This is a genomic window from Arthrobacter sp. Alg241-R88 (assembly GCF_900537115.1).
Lineage (GTDB): Bacteria > Actinomycetota > Actinomycetes > Actinomycetales > Micrococcaceae > Arthrobacter.
This window is the reverse complement of sequence record NZ_UNRG01000002.1, coordinates 307,620-327,702: the sequence shown is the minus strand read 5'-3', so window position 1 is coordinate 327,702 and position 20,083 is coordinate 307,620. Positions and strand designations below refer to the sequence as shown.

Below are 20,083 nucleotides of genomic sequence, written 5' to 3'. Positions count from 1 at the left end.
CGCGGACATGTTCAGCAGCACTACTCCTTGACACGTGTTAGGTGGCGTCTCTACTGTTCTTAACACGTGTTAGGAGGAGCCGACAATGACGTCTGAGAAGACACCGGGGCAACCCACCCCCTCATCTGCGCCGCGGCCCGGCAGCGGAGTTGCACAACTCACGCGGCGTTCCATGCTCGGCCTTACGGGACTCGCCGTGGCGGGAGCTACTGTAGGAGCCTGGCCGCGACTGACCGGGACCGACATACCCGGCCGTGGCAGTAAGGCCTTGAACATCGCCATCCTTGGGACCTCAGCGGACGCCGCGGCCCGCCAGGGCCTGGTTCAGGCCTTTGCCGCCGCCCACCCTGACATTCCGGTCCAGGTGCAGGCCATCCAGGGCGCGGACTGGAAAGACTTTTTTTCCAAAATCCTCACCATGGTGGCCGCTGGAACACCGCCGGACGTCGTCTACGTGGCCACCGAGGGCGCCCAGCTGTTCGCCGACAAGCTTGCCGAGCCGCTGGATGACTATGTCCGCCGCGACGCCGCCGACATGGGCGATTACTTCGATGACGTTCATCCGAGCCTGCTGGAAGCCTTCATGTACCAGGGAAGCCTGTACCAGCTCCCGCTGGACTGGAACGCGGCGAACATGTACTTGAACACCACCACTTTTGCCCAGGCCGGCCTTGACCGGCCGAAGGACGACTGGACGCAGGATGACTTCAGTGCAACCCTCCGCGCCCTGCGGAAAGCCCGCCCGGCCGACTTCACACCGTACTACTGGACCAACAGGCTTTTCGGCGGAGTAGTGCCGTGGCTGTACGCCAACGACACCAGCTTCCTGACCGAGAGCAAGGCTGCAGGCGGGGACTGGCTGTGGGACAGCTTTTATCCCACGGACCCTGCCCGGGCGACGCGCGGAGGCGGCTATCAGTGGCTCGCTCCCAACGCCGAGGACGGGAGGGTGATTGAGACCTTCGACTACCTGCGCCAACTCGTGGCCGAAGGGCTGGGCGTGCGTCCTGAATCCGGGGGTGGAAACGCCCTGGTCGGGCTGTTCGGCAACAACCGCATCGGCACCACGCCGGCAGGCGGCTACTGGGCGCAGGGCCTCCACGACGCCGGAATGACCGCCGACCAGTTCGATGTTCAGTTCTTCCCCCGCTGGCGGACCCAGCGGCATCAGTTCGGTGCTGCCGGCTACGCGATCATGCGCACGGCCAAGGACAAGGACGCAGCCTGGGAATGGGTTAAGTTCTGCTCCAGCCGCGACGCGATGCAACTGGCCATGCCCAAACCGAACACCACCCCCACCCGCCGTTCCATGGTGAACGAGTCCTTTTACGCCGCCACCGGGCCCCGGCATTGGAAAGTCTTCTACGACACCCTCGACAGGTTCCCCACGTCCGGCCCGATCCCCGCGCCGCCGCAGCAGGCTGCCGTCGAAACTGCCCTGATGAAAAACGTTTCCACTGCTGTCAGCGGCAGCTCCGCCGGCGTACGGACAGCGATGGGCACCCTGCAGCGCGACCTCGAACTGGCCCTCAGGAGGAACTCATGACCACCGCGTCCACCGCCACACGCCAAGCCGTCAAGCCACCGACCGCGCGGAGATCGTTCGTCGAGCGGTGGCTGGCGATGATTTTCCTTGCCCCCACCCTGGTGGGTATGGCCTTGTTCACCTTCCTGCCGATCGTCGGCTCGCTGATCCTGGCCTTCTTCCGCTGGGACATCATTTCGGCACCCCAGTTCGTCGGTTTCGCCAACTTCGCCTCCCTGGCACAGGACCCCACCGTTCGCGTGTCGTTCCTGAACACCATCGTGTTCGTCGTCGTTGCCGTCATCCTTGAACTCGGCATCGCACTCAGCCTGGCTTCCATGCTCCAGGCCAGGATGCCGTCCTGGCTCAGGGTGTTCCTGCGTTCCACCTTCTTTTTCCCCCTGGTGCTGTCCGCCGCGTCGGTGTCCATCTTCATGCGGTACATGTTCAATGAGCAGTTCGGCGTGGTGAACTGGCTCCTGTCGCTCGCCGGCATTCCCGCAGTGCCCTGGCTGACCAGTCCCACGGCCTCCGCCGCAGTCGTCATCCTGGTCTATGTCTGGCAGAACTTCGGATTTTCCTTCCTGCTCTTCCTCGGCGCGCTGACCAACATCCCCAAGGAACTGCACGAGGCAGCAAACCTCGATGGTGCCACGGGCTGGAAGCAGTTCAGCAATGTCACACTGCCGCTGATCAGCCCCACGGTCCTCGTCGCCTCCGTCATGGCGATCATCAGTGCACTGCAGGTCTTCGACCAGCCTTACGTACTGACCAACGGCGGTCCAGGGGATTCCACCCGCACCGCCGTCATGGTGATCTTTGAATCCGCCTTCCAGCAACTGGAATTCGGCGAAGCCTCGGCCATCGGCCTGGTACTGACCGTGCTGATCCTTGCCGTCACCGCCCTGCAATTCCGCCTTAGCCGCCGCTTCGTCTTCTACCAGTGAGGCCCCTCATGTCCAGCCAGACCCTGCACACCGGGACCGGCGAGAATCCCGGTTCCACCACCGGCACGCCAACCACCCACAAGCCCTACCGCAGCCGCCGCCTGCCCGCTGCAGGAGCTGTCGGCAGGTACGCGGCGTTGGCGGTGGCTGCGGCGCTGACCCTCGGCCCTGTCCTGTGGACCCTGTCCACCTCGCTGCGGACGCCGTCGGAATCCTTCAACCTGCCGCCGTCCTTCCTGCCCATCAACCCTGACTTTACGGCGTACCAGGAGGTGTTCAGGCAGATCAACATCGGCCTCCTCGTCCTGAACAGCGCCCTGGTGACCGGGCTGATCGCGCTTGGCCAGATGGCTTCCGCCACGCTTGCCGGTTACGCTTTCGCCCGCCTGGATTTCCGTGGCAAGAAGGCCATCTTCTCGTTGGTGCTGGCCACCATGATGGTTCCGGTGCAGGTCACCATCGTCCCGGTGTTCATGCTCATCCGCGGGATGGATCTCTCAGACACCCTGCTGGCCTTGATCCTGCCGGCCATTCCCACCGCCTTCGGCACGTTCCTGATGCGCCAATACTTCCTGGGCCTTCCCAATGATTTTGCGGAGGCCGCTGCCCTGGATGGTGCCGGACCATGGCGGATCTTCCGTTCCGTTTACGCACCATTGGCGGTTCCGGGTATGGCCATCGTCGGGATCCTCGCCTTCAACTTCCACTGGAACGAGTTCTTCCGGCCACTGATCCTCACGATCAGTGAACAGAACTTCACTCTTCCCCTCGGGCTGGTCACGCTCCAAGGCAACCTCGGCACCGGGAGCATATCCGTGGTCCTCGCCGGCGTGATCCTGTCCATGCTGCCCGCCCTGGTCGTCTTTATCTTCGGCCAACGCACACTCCGCGAAGGCCTCACGGCCGGCGCGAGCAAATAACACAGACCACCAAAGGAACTTCATGGATACACTCACCTCGACTGCCACGACAGCCGAGACCTTCCGGCCGGCCATGCATTATGCCGCCCGGAACACCTGGCTCAATGACCCCAACGGCCTGATTTTCCATGACGGCGTCTACCACCTCTACTACCAGAACAACCCGCTGGGAAACGTCTGGGGAAACATGTCCTGGGGACACGCCACCTCCACCGACCTGCTGACCTGGACCGAACACCCGGTCGCCATCGCCTGTGACGAGAACGAGGACATCTTCTCCGGCAGCATCGTCCATGACCGGCACAACACCAGCGGCTTCGGCACCGGCTCCGCCGCCCCGCTCGTGGCCGTCTACACCAGCGCTTTCAAGCCGGGCTCGGAGCATGCGGGGGTCCAGGCCCAGTCCCTGGCCTACAGCCTGGACGGGGGCTACACCTGGACAAAACACACGGACAACCCCGTCCTGAACCGCGGGTCCGCGGAGTTCCGCGACCCCAAAGTCATCCGGTACGACGGCGGCGCGGGCAGCTACTGGGTGATGGTCGCCGTCGAAGCCACAGACTTCCAGGTGGTCCTCTACAAATCCGACGACCTGAAAATCTGGGAATACCTCAGCAGTTTCGGCCCCGCAAACGCCACCGGCGGCGTCTGGGAATGCCCCGACCTTTTCCCGTTGCCCGTCGACGGCGACCCGGAAAACCTCAAGTGGGTCCTCACCGTCAACCTCAACCCCGGCGGGCCCAACAACGGCTCAGCCGGACAATACTTCCTGGGCGACTTCGACGGCACCACCTTCACCTCAACCACCACCGTCACCGAAGGCCTCCAGGACCCGGACCGGCTGGGCGACTACCGGTGGCTGGACTGGGGCCGGGACTACTACGCCGCCGTCTCCTTCAGCGACGCCCCGGACAACCGCCGTCTCATGATCGCCTGGATGAACAACTGGGACTACGCCAACCAGATCCCCACCACGCCCTGGCGAAGCCCCATGAGCCTCGCCCGCGAAATCACCCTCCAGACCACCGACGGCGACCTGTGCCTGGTCCAGCAGCCCGCCGGCGACTGGACAGCCCTGGCCGGCCCGGCCCCCTTCCGCCTTTCCAACACCACCATCAACGACGGCGTGCAGGTCCTGGCGGGCGCGGAAGGCACGGTCCAGCGCATCGACGTCAGCTTCACGCCCGGAAGCGCAACGGAATTCGGCCTCATCCTGCGCGGCAACGGTGCCACCGGAACCCGTGTGGGCATCCGTCCCGGTGACGGCACACTGTTCGTGGACCGGCGCGAATCCGGGATCACAGACTTCCACGAGTCCTTCCCCTCCATCGACACCGCCCCGCTCCGCGCAACCTCGGGCACCTACAACCTCACGATCTTCGTGGACCACTGCTCGGTTGAAGTCTTCGCCCAGGACGGCCTGGTCACCATGACCGAACTGATCTTCCCGGCCGAAACCAGCAGCAGCCTCGCCGTCTACGCCACCGGCGGCACGGCAACCATCACCAGCCTCCAGGCCACGCAGCTCGCGTAGGGCAGCACCCGACGGCCTGGCTCCATCCGTCCTCGAACAACTCGGACACACAGCCGCCACTGCGGCCGCAGTCACCGTATCCCGGGCCGGCGCCCGGCCCCCGACCGGAGACGAACTCCGCACAGGGCTTCAGCACCAGCCCCAGCTGCAAATGCACGCATAAAACCGCCCTCGCCGCGGCTGCCCGGGACGCCTGCAAGGTTGTGGCTTGGGCCAGGCAAATAACCCTTGACACGGATCTAGTAACGCGCGTAACCTCTATCACATAACGCAAGTAACGCGCGTTACCAAACGGCAGTACCACCGACCACCTCCGGAGCTTTCAATGGCGAAGACCACCACCCCGAACCATGCAGGGGCTGCACGGCAGCGGGGTGTCACCATGAATGACGTTGCCAAACACGCCGGCGTTTCCCGGACCGCGGTCTCGTTCGTGCTGAGCAACCGCGAAAATGCCAGTATCTCCGAGGAAACCCGCACTCGGATCTACGAAGCTGTCCATGCCTTGGGCTACCGCCCGAACGCCGGAGCACGTGCACTGGCATCCCAGCGCAGCGACTGGTACGGGATTGTCACCGAGATCGTGACGGCACCGTTCGCCGTCAACATCATCAAGGGTGCCCAAGACCAAGCCTGGCTCGACCGCAAGTTCCTGCTCATCGCACCCTCCGACCAGGCCGATGCCGTAGGACCCAACCAGGGTATGGAAGACGCCGCAACCGAGAAGCTGCTGGAGCAGCGCGTGGAAGGGCTTCTCTACGCAGCCACGTTTCACCGTGGCGTGCATGTGCCGGAAAGCACCAAGGAAGTACCCACCGTCCTGATCAACTGCTTCGACGCCGACGGGAAGCTGCCCTCGATTGTCCCGGACGAACGTGCCGGGGGCCGCGTCGCCGTCGAACGTTTGCTCCAGGCCGGCCACCGCAGGATCGGAGTCATCAACCTGGACCCGCAAATTCCGGCGGCCATCGGGCGTCTGGAGGGTGCACGCGAAGCACTCGCCGAAGCCGGACTCGAGCTGGACCCCGAGCTCGTGGTGCCCGGATATGCAACGGCCGACGGCGGGTATGAGGCCGCGTGCCGCATCCTGGACCGCTACCCACAGGAGGACAGGCCAACCGCGCTGTTCTGCCTCAACGACCGCATGGCGATGGGCGCTTACGACGCCATCAAGGAACGGGGCCTGACCATCCCCGGAGACATCGCCGTGATTGGCTTCGACAACCAGGAACTGATTGCGGCCTACCTCAGGCCCAAGCTGACCACGGTTGCGTTGCCGTTTGAAAAAATGGGCGCCCTGGGAGTCCAGACGCTCGCAGCTCTTACAGCAGGACAGCCGATAGTTGCCGACCAGCAATTAGTCGGCTGTCCGCTGCTAGAACGCTCTTCGGTCTGACCGCGAAATCACTTTCGAAGAGCAACCCCTCCCCCACCCCTTCACCTTGCTGATGAAGATAGGAAAGAGATAACCATCATGACACAACCCCGATTCCTGAGGGCTGCCCGCATCACGGCCGCCGGCCTGGCGGCAGGCGCACTGCTGCTGACCGGCTGTGCAGCCACCGGCAACAAGGCCGCCGGCACCGACGCCGCAGCGAACGCCAGCGCCTTCCTCACCATTCCGCGTGAGGACATGGGCACCTTCGTGCAGAACTTCAACCCGTTCGCCCCCACCGTCAACCCGATGGTCCAGCAGTCCATCTACGAGTCGCTGCTGATCTTCAACCCGGCCAAGGGCGACACGGTGCCGTGGCTGGCCACTGAATGGAAGGCCGCCGACGACGGCAAGTCCATCACCTTCACCCTGCGCGACGGCGTTAAGTGGTCCGACGGCCAGCCCTTCGTGGCCGAGGACGTCGCCTACACCTTCGAGCTCCAGAAGAAGATCAAGGGCGGCTTCGAGTACCTGGACACCGTGAGCGCCGAAGGCACCAACAAAGTGACCTTCACCTTCAACAAGCCGTGGTCGCCGGCCCTCTACGACGTCGGGCACCTCACCATCCTGCCCAAGCACGTCTGGTCCGCCCTTGCCGATCCGGAGAAGGACGCCAATGCCAAGCCCGTCGGCACAGGCCCCTACACCGAGGTTGACAGTTTCCAGGCCCAGTCGTTTGTGCTGAAGAAGAACCCCAACTACTGGCAGCCGGACAAGCAGAAGATCGCCGGTATCAAGATGCTCGCGTTTGCAGGAAACGACGGCGCCAACCTCGCCGCCGCCAACGGCGACGTGGACTGGGCCCCGCAGTACATCCCGAACATCGAAAAGACCTTCGTTTCCAAGGACAAGGAACACCGCCACTACTGGTTCCCTGCCACGGGCGCCATGATCAACTGGCAGCTCAACACCACCAAGGCCCCCTTCAACGACGTTGATGTCCGCAAGGCCCTGAGCATGGCCGTGGACCGGGAGCAGGTCACCACGATCGGCATGGGCGGCTACGCCGAGCCTGCCGACTGCACCGGACTGTCCGGCAACTACGAGACCTGGAAGAACAACGAGGTGAAGGAGAACTGCACCTGGACCAGGCTGGACGTCCAGAAGGCCAATGAGCTGCTGGACAAGGCGGGCTACCCGAAGGGTGCTGACGGCAAGCGCGCGCTCAAGGACGGCAAGCCGTTCGAATTCAAGATCTCCGTGGGAGCCTCTTCTTCCGACTGGCTGTCCGTGGCCAACGTGATCGCGCAGAACCTGGCAGAAGTCGGCGTCACGGCAAAGGTGGAGTCCCCGGACTGGGCTGCCGTGGTTGCCGGCTACGAAACGGGCGACTTCGACTCCGGCATCGTCTGGAGTGCCAACGACCCCAGCCCGTACAAGTACTTCAACGCCTCCATGGGCACGGCGACCGTCAAGCCCGTGGGCACCAAGACGTTCGACAACTACCACCGCTTCGGCGACACCACAGCCGACGCCCTGCTGGCAGAGTTCGCTGCAGAGGCCGACGAGTCCAAGCAGAAGGACATCGTCAACAAGCTGCAGGAAGAATACGACGACGCCGCACCGCTGGTGCCGCTGTTCTCCGGTCCGGAGTGGGGCGCCTTCAACGACACCCGCTTCACCGGCTGGCCCACCGAGGACAACCCCTACGCGACCCTTTCGGTCCGCTCACCTTCCACGGTGCTTGTGCTGACCACGCTGGAACCGCGCAAGTAGTCCCCACCGCCTCCCTGGCGGCGCGGGCCCACCCATCGCCTCCCTGGCGGCGTGGGCCCCACCCACACCAGCTGGCCGCCGGATCATCCGGCGGCCAGCCCCCAAACTTTCCGTAATTCCCGAATGGAGGGAAACCGTGCGCTTCATCCTGCGCCGCCTGGGTTTCTACCTGATCGCCTTCTGGGCATCCATCACCCTGAATTTCCTGCTCCCGCGCTTCATGCCCGGGGACCCCGTCTCCCGCATGTTCGCCCGCTCCCAGGACAGAATGCAGCCCGAACAGATCGAGGCCCTGCGCAAGCTGCTGGGTGTTGACGACCGGCCCCTCTGGGAACAGTACATCGGCTACATAACCAACATCTTCACCGGGCAGATGGGCGTCTCCATCTCCCGCTTCCCCACCCCGGTCACCGAGGTCATTTCGTCCCAGATCGGCTGGACCCTCCTGCTCGGCGGAACCGCCCTGGTGATTGCCGCCGTCGTGGGTAACCTGCTGGGCGTCCTTGCGGCCTGGCGACGCGGCGGCGCGGTCGACTCCGCACTTCCACCGCTGCTCGTATTTATTGGCTCCTTCCCCTACTTCTGGCTCGCGATGGGTGCCCTGTACCTGTTCGGCGTAGTACTGAACTGGTTCCCCATCCGGCACGCCTTCACCGCCGGCCTGGAGCCCGGGTTTACGTGGGAGTTCATTGGCGACGTCGGCGCCCACCTGGTGCTTCCGGCCCTGACCATCGTGCTGGTCTCCATCGGAGGCTGGATGCTGGGCATGCGGAACACCATGATCGCCACCAACTCCGAGGACTACATCACCATGGCCGAGGCCAAGGGACTCCGCCCGGGCCGGATCATGCTCCGCTACGCAGCACGCAACGCCATGCTCCCGTCCGTCACCAGCTTCGGCATGGGACTGGGATTCGTGGTGGGAGGTGCGCTGCTCACCGAGGTGGTGTTCGCCTACCCCGGCGTCGGCTACCAACTCCTCAACGCCGTCCAGGGCCTTGACTACCCGCTCATGCAGGGCCTGTTCCTGACCATCACCGCCGCCGTGCTGTTGGCCAACTTCCTGGTGGACATCCTCTACGTCCGCCTCGACCCGCGCGTGCGCAGCAACTAGGGGAAAACGACCATGACAACCGCAATCCTGCAGCAATCCGGCACAACGGCCGGCAAAACCCCGGCTGCCCGCAAGCCCAACCGCAGCTTCGTCCACGGCATCATCACCAACAAAAAGGCCCTGGCAGGCATGGCCGTGATGCTCGTCTTCATCGCACTGGCCCTGCTGGCACCGGTGCTCTTCCCCGGCGATCCGTCGCGGATCACTGCCATGGCCTCCCTGGAACCATCAGCCGAGCACTGGCTGGGAACTACAGCCAAGGGACAGGACGTTCTCGCGCTGACGGTCCACGGTTCCCGGAGTTCGCTGTTCGTGGGGCTCACCGTTGGTTTCGCATCCACGTTCATCGGCATCCTGGTGGGACTTGCCTCGGCGTACTTCGGCAAGTTCATCGACGAAGCACTCTCCCTGGTGACCAACGTCTTCCTGCTCCTGCCCGGCCTGCCGCTGCTGGTCATCCTGGCCGCGTTCCTGCCTCCGGGGCTGGGCACTGTAATTCTTGTCCTCGTGGTTACAGGCTGGGCAGGCTCAGCACGCGTCCTGCGCTCACAGGCGCTATCCATCCGTTCCAAGGACTTTGTGGCCGCGGCCGTAGTGTCCGGCGAACGGGCGGGCCGGATCATGTTCCGCGAAATCCTGCCCAACATGGCCTCGATCGTCATGGGCACCCTGCTGGCATGCGTGATCTACGGCATAGGCGCCCAGGCGGGCCTGGAGTTCCTGGGCCTGGGCGATGCCAGCACGGTCTCGTGGGGCAACAACCTCTTCTGGGCAGGCAATGAAGGCGCCCTGCTGACGGGCAGCTGGTGGGTGTTCGTGCCCTCGGGCGTCTGCATCGCACTGGTCGCCTTCGCCCTTGCCCTCATCAACTATGCAGTGGACGAGGTCACCAACCCGCGGCTGCGGAAGATCAAAACCCCGAAAGATACCGAAAGGAGCACCTCCAAATGACCATCTCCCAAGTGTCCTTCGGCTCCCACGAACCCGTCCTGGACGTCAAGGACCTCACCGTCAAATACATTGGCGACACCCGCTCCACCACCGCCGTCGACCGCGTTTCCTTCAGCATCGGCACCGGCGAGGTGTTCGGCCTCGCGGGAGAGTCCGGCTGCGGGAAGTCAACCATCGCCAATTCGATCATGCGGCTCCTGAAGGATCCCGCGAAGATCGCAGGGGGCAGCATTTCCTTTGGCGGCAAGGACGTCCTGGCCATGAGCCCGGAGGAACTGCGGCGTTTCCGCTGGCAGGACGTGGCCATGGTCTTCCAGTCAGCCATGAACTCGCTCAATCCCGTGCTGACCATCGGCGAACAGATCGTGGATATTTTCACCACGCACGCCGGCTACTCGCGCAAGGAATCCCTGCGCCGCGCTGCTGAGCTGCTGGAACTCGTAAGGATTGATCCCGCGCGCCTCAAGTCCTACCCGCACCAGCTCTCGGGCGGCATGCGTCAACGGGCTGTCATAGCGATGGCCGTGGCGCTCAAGCCGTCCCTGTTGATCCTCGATGAACCCACCACCGCTCTGGATGTGGTGGTGCAGCAGGAGATCATGGCGCAGATCAAGGATCTCCAGCGCGAGCTCGGCTTCTCCGTCCTGTTCATCACGCACGACATGTCACTCATGGTGGAGCTTTCCCACCGCATGGCCGTGATGTACGGCGGCAGGATCGTGGAAACCGCGAAGGCCCAGGACGTCTACGCCAACCCACGTCACCCCTACACCCAGGCGCTGATGGGCGCGTTCCCGCCACTCACCGGCCCGCGTGTTCCGCTCACAGGCCTGCCCGACGGCGTGAAGTTCCGGAACATCCCGGATCTCAGCGAGGCAGCTCCCGGCCATTTTGTGGCCCCGTTTGGTGCCGACGCTGCAGTGATCGATTCCGCAAACCTGGCAGGAGCCGCACGATGAGCCACTCTCTGACGTCCCCCGCGGCTGGTTCCACCACCAGCACCCCCGCCCTTGAAATCCGCGGCCTCGGCAAGTCGTTCCCCATCGGGGGGCTGTTCTCCCGCAGGTCGGTCCGCGCCCTGCACGGTGTGGACCTGACCATCGGCCGCGGCGAAATCGTGGCGCTTGTGGGGGAATCCGGTTCCGGCAAGAGCACCCTGGCCCGCTGTGTTGCCCGGCTCGAGAAGCCGAGCTCCGGCGCAATCCTGATTGACGGCGTCGACATCCTCAAACGCGACCGTATCCAGGCGTCACGTGCGTTCCGGTCCCAGCTGCAGATGGTCTTCCAGGACCCTTTCGGTTCCCTGAACCCCGCCCACAGGATTGAGCACTTCCTGCGGCGTTCGTTGGCAATCCACGGCAAGGGCGGCGGCTCCGAGGAGGAGACCCGGCGGCGGCTCGAAGACCTCGTGACCACTGTTGGCCTGCAGGCTGACATGCTGAACTCGTATCCGCACGAGCTCTCCGGCGGTCAGCGCCAGCGTGTTGCGATTGCCCGGGCCCTCGCCGTTGAACCACAAGTCATCCTGGCCGACGAACCCACCTCCATGCTGGATGTTTCCGTCCGCATCGGCGTGCTGAACCTGATGCGCAAGCTCCGCGACGAGCAGGGGATCTCCATGCTCTACATCACCCACGACCTCGCCTCCGCCCGCTACCTGGCGGACCGCACGGCCGTAATGTTCGCCGGGGAACTCGTTGAGGAAGGCGAGTCCCTGGACCTGCTGGCAAACCCCGCGCACCCCTACACGCAGCTCCTGGTTTCGGCTGTCCCGGACCCGGCCCGGGCAGGCTCGTACGATCCCGTCCGCCGTGCCGAACTGCGGCAGGCGGTGATGGCTTCGACGACCTGCGCTTACGACGGCGACCCGAACCAGGCGTGTTCGTCCGAAGAACCCGTTCGCCATCAGGTGGGAGACCCCAACAACCGGCATTGGGTGCGCTGCCACCTCTACCGGCCGTGGGCTGGTAACGACGGCCATGCCCTGGCGGGCGAACCGGCCCAACCCGACCTCCCGGCGTCGAACGCCCAAGAAAAGGCCTCAGCATGACTGAACTGACCCACCCGCTCGCCACCGTTCCCCAGGATGAGTTGGTTGCCAGGGCCGAAGCCGACCCGCTCCGGCCACGCTTCCATTTCGTGTCACCGGCCGGTTGGCTCAATGATCCCAACGGCGTCAGCCAATGGAACGGCACGTACCACCTCTTCTACCAGTACAACCCGGAGGGCGCTTTCCACCACCGCATCCAGTGGGGTCATGCCACCAGCACCGACCTCGTCACCTGGACGGACCAGCCTGTTGCCTTGGAACCGTCCGCAGGACCCGACGCCGAGGGCTGCTGGTCCGGCGTATTGGTGAACGACGGCGGCACGCCCACCCTGGTGTATTCGGGGCGGTTCGAGGGCAAGGAACTGCCCTGCGTCGCCGTAGGATCCCCGGACCTTTTGAGCTGGACGAAGGACCCCGGAAACCCCGTGATCGCAGCACCGCCGGCTGGCGTGGACATCACGGCGTACCGCGATCACTGCGTCTGGCGTGAAGGGACGAAGTGGCGGCAGTTGGTGGGTTCAGGCATCCGCCAGCGCGGCGGCACTTCGTTTTTGTACGAGTCCTCAGACCTGCGGCGATGGGACTACATCGGGCCGCTGTTCATCGGCGATGCCTCGCACGGCGATCCTGCGGATAATGACTGGACCGGAACCATGTGGGAATGCGTGGACCTGTTCCGGGCGGGGAAGGGTTCGCTGGGATCTGCACCTTCCGACGGGTCGCCGGATGTGCTGGTCTTCTCCGCCTGGGACGACGGCGACACCCGACACCCGCTGTACTGGACCGGCCGGTATGCCGGGGATACCTTCGAGCCCGCGGCACTGCACCGCCTCGACTACGGAGGCCGCTTCTTCTACGCGCCGCAATCGTTCCAGGACGAGTCCGGCCGGCGTGTCATGTTCGGCTGGATGCAGGAAGGCCGCAGTGACGCGGCGATGGTGGAAGCCGGCTGGTCGGGTGTCATGAGCCTGCCGCGAATCGTCACGGCGGCGGAGGACGGGACTCTCCGCTTCGCGCCCCTACCGGAACTCAAAAAGCTGCGCCGCCACCACGCCGGTTTGGCCGCACAGGTGTTGGCCGACGACTTGGTGCCCTTGGGGACCGGCATGTCCGGCAACCAACTCGACCTCGAACTGGACCTCCAGCTCGACCCGGGCGCCCTGCTGCGACTGGGCGTACTGCGCTCCACGAACACGGGCACGTCCGCCGGCCCCACCGAGGAAACGATCATCGAGGTGCGCAGGGCGGCTGACGGCACCAACAACGGCATGCTCCGCCTGGACCGCACGCGAAGCAGCCTGGATCCAACCGTTGATGTGGAAGACAAGTCCGGACCCGTTCCCATGTCCGACGGTCGGGTGCATCTGCGTGTCATCCTGGACCGGTCCGCCGTCGAGATTTTTGCCAACGGAATGCCGCTCACAGCCCGCGTTTACCCCACGCTGGGCGGGGAACGTATCAGCATTGCCGCCGAAGGCACGGTCCAGGTACTCTCCCTCGACGCCTGGACCATGGCCAACATCCATGAGGGTGCGCGGCCCCTCTTCCCCTGAACCCGCGGGGCAGTACATCAAAACCCACTGACACAGCAGCATCCAGGCTGCCCAAAAACAACAAGGAGCCCATGGAAGATTCACCCACGGTCTCTCGCCGCTCACTCCTTTCCGGAAGCGGGGCGGCGGCACTCAGCGGATCGCTCGCACTCTCAGCAGCGTTCGCCGAACCCGCCGCAGCCGCACCGGCCAGGACACCCAATCCCGGATCAAAAGGCTCACTGTCAAAAGGATCACGCCGAATGCGCCCCGCCTACCACTTCAGCGTGCCGGACAACTGGAAGAACGACCCGCAGCGCCCCATCTACATAGACGGGGAATACCACTACTACTACCTGTACAACGCCGACTACCTGCAGGGCGGCGGAGGCACGTCATGGCGCCGCGCGACGACCACGGATCACGTGGCGTTCACCGACCGCGGGGTCGCGATCTCCAAGTTCAGTAACGGCAACGGTGACTGCTGGTCAGGATGCCTTGTGGTCGATGAGCGGAACACCGCCGGCTACGGCGAGGGGACGGTGCTAGCGCTCGTGACGCAGGCGCCCGAAGGCCGGCAGGCCCAGTATCTTTGGTATTCAACCGACCGGGGGCGCTCGTTCCAGGCCGCCGGCTCGGCCCCGGTGCTGCCGAACCCCGGAGTCCATGACTTCCGCGATCCCAAAGTCATCTGGGACGCTGACCGCGGGCAGTGGTTCATGGCGAACGCCGAGGGGCAGAAGCTCGGCTTCTACACATCGGAGGACCTGCGGTCCTGGCGGCGCGTCGGCGAGTTCGTGCGGACCGACCTCGGGCTGCTCGAGTGCCCTGATATCTTCCGGATGACCGCTGATGACGGCACCTCACATTGGATCCTCGGCACGAGCGCCAACGGCAAGGGCCGCGGCCTGCCCGCCACCTATGCGTACTGGACGGGTGCCTTCGACGGCACATCGTTCACCCCTGATCACCCCGAGCCCGAATGGCTCGACTATGGCTATGACTTTTACGGCGCCGTCACATATCCACATCACGACGCCTCAGGTGCGGAAGACGAGACCCTCCGGCGGGCAATCGGGTGGGCAAACTTCTGGGACTACCCCCACAACACGCCGACCCTCGAAACAGACGGCTACAACGGCGATGACATGATCGTCCGCGACATCCGCCTCAAACACACAAACGGTGTGTACCACCTCGTCTCCGCCCCCACGTCGGCGCTGCAAAACCATGTGAAGCGCACCCATCTCATGGGTGACGTAGTTGTAAGGGGCACCCTGGACCTCGAAGTCCGCGCATCCGCTTACGACCTCACCTGCGAGCTCGTATGGGACCCAACTTCCCCACCTGCGAACGTGGGTCTTGAAGTGTGCCGCGCACCGGGCGGCGGAAGGCACGTCGCCGCCGGCGCATTCCTGCGGGGTCCCTTCGTCTACCTGAACAGGCGTCCCACCATCAACCCAACCGGCGGCGAAACCCAGACGCCGATTGACCCCTCGACGGGACGGCTCACCCTCCGCATCCTTGTGGACCGCACGAGCGTGGAGGTGTTTGTCGGAGACGGCCGGGTGGTGCACTCACACCGAATATTCCCGCTTGAAGGCGACACCGGAATCCGCCTTTACGCCCACGAAGGAGCCGCCACTTTCCGGAAGCTGACCATTAACGAAATCGAGGCAACGCATTAGTCCAAGCCCCAACTGTCCTGGCAGGGCATTCTGACCAGGACCGCTTAAAACATGCCTGCGCCATCTCCCCTACTCGCAACCATCATGCCTCCCCTTGACAATATCTGAGTGCAGTCAGAATTGATTATGATCATAGATAGGGCTTCAACAGTCCCTGCTATTCACCACCCTCAGAAGGAGCATCAAGGCATGCGAGCGTTCGTCGTCACGAAGTACAGGGAGCCGCTGCGCGAGGCAAGCGTCCCCGAGCCGATCGTCGGGGACCGCGATGTGCTCGTACAGGTGCAGGCGGCAGGCCTGAACCAGCTGGACGAGAAGATCCGGCTGGGCGAGTTCAAGCAAATCCTGCCCTACAAACTCCAGCTGATCCTCGGCAACGACGTCGCCGGCACCGTCCTTCACGTCGGGGCAAAGGTGCGTGGGTTCAAGCCTGGTGATGAGGTCTACGGCCGCCCGGACAAGGACCGCATCGGCACCTTCGCCGAGCGTATCGCCGTCGCCGAGGAAGACCTGGCGCTGAAGCCGGCATCGGCCAGCATGGAGGAAGCGGGCTCGCTGCCGCTGGTGGCGCTGACCGCATGGCAGGCCCTCGTCGAGCAGGGCAACGTGCTTCCCGGGCACAAGGTTCTCATCCACGCCGGCGCCGGCGGGGTCGGCTCGATTGCCATCCAGCTCGCCAAGCACCTCGGCGCGACTGTTGCAACCACCGCGAGCAGTTCCAACGCCGGCTTCGTGCGCGACCTTGGGGCGGACATCGTGATCGACTACCGCAGCCAGGACTTTGAGCATCTCCTCAGCGGGTACGACCTCGTGCTCGACAGCCTTGGCGGGGAGAACCTCGAGAAGTCACTGCGCATCCTCAAGCCCGGCGGCAAGGCGATTGGGATTTCCGGCCCGCCGGATCTGGCGTTCGCCCGCAAAGCCGGGCTGAATCCCGTGCTCCGCCTGGCAATCGCTCTCCTCAGCAGCAAGATTCGGCGGCAGGCGAGAAAGCTCGGCGTCAGCTATGAGTTCCTTTTCATGCGCGCGAGCGGGGACCAACTGCGCCGGATCAGCGCCCTGGTCGACGACGGCGTGCTGCGCCCCACCGTAGGAAGGGTCTTCAGCTTCGACCAGACCCCCGAGGCGCTTCAGTCCCTGGCCGCGGGCGGCATCCGCGGAAAAGCAGTTGTCGCCCTGACCCACTGAACCGCACCCCTAACACCCTATAAACCACGCGCAGGAGAAGAACCGCCATGGACACCACCGGCACCCCGCATGAATCCCTCGTTACCTCCTATGCGAAAGCACCTACCAAAGCCCTCACCGCCGGCGACACCAACTTCGCCTATCGCGAGCTGGGACCCAAGGGCGGCATCCCCGTCGTCTTCTTCGTGCACCTCGCCGCCACCTTGGATAACTGGGATCCCCGCATCATCGACCCCATTGCGAAGAACCGCCACGTCATCACCTTCGACCAGCCCGGCGTCGGCGCTTCCACCGGGCAGGTCCCGCACAGCATTGAGGCAATGGCCGACGACGCCTACACCTTCATCAACGCCCTCGGGTTCGACAAAATCGATGTTTTCTCCTTCTCCTTGGGCGGCATGATCGCCCAGGACCTGGCCCTCAAGCATCCCGACCTTGTCCGCAAACTCGTGCTCACCGGAACCGGCCCGCGGGGCGGAAAGGACATCGACAAGGTGGTCCGCACCACCTACCTGGACATCCTCCGCGCAACCCTGACAAGGTCCGATCCCAAGGAGTTCCTGTTCTTCAAACGCAACACCGCCGGCAAACCAGCAGCGAAAGCGTTCATCGAGCGCCTCCAAGAGCGCACTGCTAACCGTGACCAGCAGATCAGCACCCGTGCATTCCAGACGCAACTGAAGGCGATCCAGGAGTTCGGCCGCTCCGCCCCGTCGGACCTGTCCACGCTCACGCACCCCACCCTAATCGTCAACGGCGATAACGACCGCATGGTGCCGTCGGCCCTCTCCGACGACCTGCACCGGCGCATCAAGGGATCCGAACTGATCATCTACCCCGACTCCGGCCACGGCGGCATCTTTCAGCACCACACGACGTTCGCCCCTGCCGCCGTCGAATTCCTCGCCAACTGACCTGCACACAGAGAAGGAGGCAGCAGACGGCCACTATAATTTTTCCCGAGCCCAGTCGGTTACGTTGCCAGAGGAATTTTTATGCCCGTCGCATCCCAGCCGCTCGGACGACGCGAGCGGAACAAGCAGCAGAAGCTGGACCGCATCACTGCCGCGGCCAGTGAGCTGTTTGCGGAACACGGGGTGGAGGATGTCACAACCCAGCAAATCGCCGATAAGGCCGACATCGGCACCGGAACCCTGTTCCTCTACGCAAAGACCAAGGGAGAACTCCTCCTGCTCGTGCAGAACACCCACTATGCCGAAGCGCTGGAGCGGGGCCGGGCTAATGCGGAGACCATTGCGGATTCACTGGACGCAGTGATGGCCATCGTGCGTCCGATCGTGGAGTGCAACCGCGTGCAGGTCGACAACGGGCGCACCTACCTGCGTGAGATGGTCTTCGGCGACCCGACCGAGCCCCACCACGGTGAAGCCCTTTCCATCGTCGCGCAGACCGAGGAGGCCATCGCCGCCGTCCTGGGCCGGGGTGAACTTGGCAGTGCCGATCATGCCGCGACAACCGCACACATCGTCTCTGCCATCATGTTCCTTAGCATGGCAGCCACCGTGAACGCCTCCTCAGATACCGAGGCGATAGTGCAGGACATACGCGCCCAAATCAGCCTGCTGGTGTCCCGCTAACGTCCGTGTCACGATGACGCTGACCCCGGTGTTGAGGCACAGGATGTCAGGGCGGTGCTGGCCGGATTCCGGCAGCGAAGGCCGGCCCAAGTTTCAGGGTCCAGGTCGACGGACCGTGGTTCATTTCGTCTCCTTGACCGCGGCCTTTGTTGTTTCTCGCTGGGTGGCGGCCCAGCTGGCCAGGACTTTCAGCGCGTCCTCTGAGGGGGATCCCGGCTCTGCCGTGTAGACGTTGATACGCAGTCCCGGGTCCGCGGGGAGCTCAAGGGCTTCGTAGGTGAGGTCGAGGTCGCCCACGATGGGGTGGTGGAGCCGCTTGCGGCCGGTGCGGTGGTGCTTCACGTCGTGCCGCGCCCACCGAGTGCGGAATTCCTCGCTGCGGGTGGAGAGCTCTCCGATCAGGTCCGTGAGGTCTTTGTCGTATGGGTTTTTCCCTGCCGTGGAGCGCAGGACCGCGACGACGTCGTCCGCGGCGCGTTCCCAATCGGCAAAGAATTCCCGCGCCTTCGGGTTCAGGAACGTGAACCGGGCGCTGTTGGGCGGAGTGCCGCCGTCGGCCATCATCTCCAGGTACAGGGCTCGGCCGAGTTCGTTGGCCGCGAGGACGTCGCCGCGGTCGTTGCGGACCCAGGCGGGCGCCGTCGTAATTGCTTCGACGACGCGCTGGACGCTGGCCCGCACCGTCTGCGGGCTGCGCTTGCGCCTCACCCGCGGTGCGGCGGTGGCGGCGCGGGCAAGGTCGAAAAGGTGGGCCGTCTCGGCGTCGTCAAGCTCCAGGGCGCGGGCCAACGCTTCCAGGACGCTGTCCGAGGCGCCGGAAAGATTCCCCCGCTCGAGCCGGATGTAGTAGTCGATGCTCATCCCGGCGAGCATGGCCACTTCCTCCCGGCGCAGCCCGGTGACGCGCCGGTTGCCGCCGTACGCGGGCAGCCCGGCTTCCTCTGGGGTGAGCCTGGCGCGGCGGGAGGTCAGGAACTTCCGCACGTCGTCGCTTTGTGTCATGGCTTCCACGCTACGCGCGGCCGATGGAACGAGGGAGGGACTGGCGTTACCCGGAACGGCCGTGACTCCCGGCCCCTAAGACATCACGGTTGCATTGAACAAACGGAACGAAGGGGGTAGTAACGTGCCCTCCCACCACCGCACACATCCCAATACCGTGAAAGGCATGGTTATGGAACTTACCCTCAACAACGGCGTCACGATGCCCGCCCTCGGCCTGGGCGTTTTCCAAAGCGCACCGGAACAGACGACGGCGGCCGTACAGTCCGCGCTCGCCGCCGGCTACCGGCACCTTGACACCGCCGCCGCGTACGGCAACGAGCGGGAGGTGGGCGAAGGCATCCGCACCTCAGGCCTGGACCGTGCCGAGGTGTTTATCGAGACGAAGGTGTGGGTCAGCGACTACGGCTACGACGAGACGCTGCACGCCTGGGAGAAGGCTGTCGGAAAGCTCGGCGTGGACTACCTGGACCTGCTCATCCTCCACCAGCCTGCCCCTGACCGGTTCGAGAAAACCATCGCCGCGTACAACGCGTGGTCGCCGATCGGCGGCATCACTTTCTATCCCGGCTGGGGAGGCGAGGACCGCCGGAACGTCATGCAGGACCCGGCGATTGCCGCCGTCGCGCATTCCTACGGCAAGACCCCGACGCAGGTCATGCTGCGCTGGCACCTGCAGCAGGGCCGCTCAGCCATCCCGAAGTCAACCAACCCGGCACGGATCGCCGGGAACTTCGACGTGTTCGACTTCGAACTTTCGGCAGCCGAGCTCGCGGCCATCGACGCGCTCGACACCGGCGAGCGCAACGGACCCGACCCCGACGAGGTGCGGCCGGAGCGCTTCGCCAAGGTCATCCCCGAAGCCTAGGACGAGAGAGAAGAT

The 20,083-nt window shown here is 64.5% G+C and carries 17 protein-coding genes and 1 pseudogene; 17 read left to right on the top strand and 1 reads right to left on the bottom strand.

Annotated elements, in window-relative coordinates; translation table 11 throughout:
* Positions 1-85 precede the first annotated feature (85 nt).
* The 16 genes and pseudogenes from G6R19_RS06305 to G6R19_RS06235 all read left to right on the top strand — a co-directional run bounded on the left by G6R19_RS06305 (position 86) and on the right by G6R19_RS06235 (position 18,198).
* Positions 86-1,546: an extracellular solute-binding protein gene (locus tag G6R19_RS06305; RefSeq protein WP_163163412.1), complete on the top strand. Its 1,461-nt coding sequence runs from the start codon at positions 86-88 to the stop codon at positions 1,544-1,546.
* Positions 1,543-2,472 carry a sugar ABC transporter permease gene (locus tag G6R19_RS06300; RefSeq protein WP_163163410.1) on the top strand — a complete coding sequence of 310 codons (930 nt, stop codon included), beginning with the start codon at positions 1,543-1,545 and terminating at the stop codon, positions 2,470-2,472. Before G6R19_RS06305 ends, G6R19_RS06300 begins: the two co-directional genes overlap by 4 nt.
* Positions 2,473-2,480: 8 nt before the next feature.
* Positions 2,481-3,392, top strand: a complete 912-nt coding sequence (locus tag G6R19_RS06295) for a carbohydrate ABC transporter permease (RefSeq protein ID WP_163163408.1) — start codon at positions 2,481-2,483, stop codon at positions 3,390-3,392.
* A 22-nt stretch (positions 3,393-3,414) separates the two neighbouring features.
* Positions 3,415-4,926, top strand: coding sequence for a glycoside hydrolase family 32 protein (locus tag G6R19_RS06290; protein ID WP_163163406.1), 1,512 nt, complete (start codon positions 3,415-3,417; stop codon positions 4,924-4,926).
* A 10-nt stretch (positions 4,927-4,936) separates the two neighbouring features.
* A pseudogene (locus G6R19_RS20365) lies at positions 4,937-5,089 on the top strand (carbohydrate kinase); the annotation flags it as partial.
* Between the two features lie 162 nt (positions 5,090-5,251).
* A complete protein-coding gene (locus G6R19_RS06285; RefSeq protein ID WP_163163404.1) occupies positions 5,252-6,322 on the top strand; it encodes a LacI family DNA-binding transcriptional regulator in 1,071 nt (356 codons plus the stop codon).
* A 78-nt stretch (positions 6,323-6,400) separates the two neighbouring features.
* Complete coding sequence (locus G6R19_RS06280) at positions 6,401-8,077, top strand: ABC transporter substrate-binding protein (protein WP_163163402.1); 1,677 nt, start codon at positions 6,401-6,403, stop codon at positions 8,075-8,077.
* Positions 8,078-8,213: 136 nt separating this feature from the next.
* Entirely contained in the window at positions 8,214-9,191 is a 978-nt protein-coding gene (locus tag G6R19_RS06275; protein WP_163163400.1) for an ABC transporter permease, read from the top strand.
* A gap of 12 nt (positions 9,192-9,203) precedes the next feature.
* Positions 9,204-10,142 (top strand): ABC transporter permease, encoded by a 939-nt coding sequence (locus G6R19_RS06270; RefSeq protein WP_163163398.1) that lies wholly within the window; start codon positions 9,204-9,206, stop codon positions 10,140-10,142.
* Positions 10,139-11,101: an ABC transporter ATP-binding protein gene (locus G6R19_RS06265; RefSeq protein WP_163163396.1), complete on the top strand. Its 963-nt coding sequence runs from the start codon at positions 10,139-10,141 to the stop codon at positions 11,099-11,101. The genes G6R19_RS06270 and G6R19_RS06265 overlap by 4 nt, the downstream gene beginning before the upstream one ends.
* Entirely contained in the window at positions 11,098-12,192 is a 1,095-nt protein-coding gene (locus tag G6R19_RS06260) for an ABC transporter ATP-binding protein (RefSeq protein ID WP_163163394.1), read from the top strand. Before G6R19_RS06265 ends, G6R19_RS06260 begins: the two co-directional genes overlap by 4 nt.
* Positions 12,189-13,745 carry a glycoside hydrolase family 32 protein gene (locus tag G6R19_RS06255; RefSeq protein WP_163163392.1) on the top strand — a complete coding sequence of 519 codons (1,557 nt, stop codon included), beginning with the start codon at positions 12,189-12,191 and terminating at the stop codon, positions 13,743-13,745. Before G6R19_RS06260 ends, G6R19_RS06255 begins: the two co-directional genes overlap by 4 nt.
* A 242-nt stretch (positions 13,746-13,987) precedes the next feature.
* Positions 13,988-15,412 carry a glycoside hydrolase family 32 protein gene (locus tag G6R19_RS06250; RefSeq protein ID WP_163163390.1) on the top strand — a complete coding sequence of 475 codons (1,425 nt, stop codon included), beginning with the start codon at positions 13,988-13,990 and terminating at the stop codon, positions 15,410-15,412.
* A 189-nt stretch (positions 15,413-15,601) separates the two neighbouring features.
* Positions 15,602-16,600, top strand: a complete 999-nt coding sequence (locus tag G6R19_RS06245) for an NADP-dependent oxidoreductase (RefSeq protein WP_163163388.1) — start codon at positions 15,602-15,604, stop codon at positions 16,598-16,600.
* A gap of 47 nt (positions 16,601-16,647) precedes the next feature.
* Positions 16,648-17,514 (top strand): alpha/beta hydrolase, encoded by an 867-nt coding sequence (locus tag G6R19_RS06240; RefSeq protein ID WP_163163386.1) that lies wholly within the window; start codon positions 16,648-16,650, stop codon positions 17,512-17,514.
* A gap of 81 nt (positions 17,515-17,595) precedes the next feature.
* Positions 17,596-18,198: a TetR/AcrR family transcriptional regulator gene (locus G6R19_RS06235; protein ID WP_163163384.1), complete on the top strand. Its 603-nt coding sequence runs from the start codon at positions 17,596-17,598 to the stop codon at positions 18,196-18,198.
* Between the two features lie 120 nt (positions 18,199-18,318).
* Here G6R19_RS06235 and G6R19_RS06230 read toward each other — a convergent pair whose 3' ends face one another.
* A complete protein-coding gene (locus G6R19_RS06230; protein WP_163163382.1) occupies positions 18,319-19,200 on the bottom strand; it encodes a helix-turn-helix transcriptional regulator in 882 nt (293 codons plus the stop codon).
* Between the two features lie 172 nt (positions 19,201-19,372).
* On the opposite strand from G6R19_RS06230, the gene G6R19_RS06225 reads away from it, so the two are divergent.
* A complete protein-coding gene (locus G6R19_RS06225) occupies positions 19,373-20,068 on the top strand; it encodes an aldo/keto reductase (RefSeq protein WP_205484275.1) in 696 nt (231 codons plus the stop codon).
* Positions 20,069-20,083 lie beyond the last annotated feature (15 nt).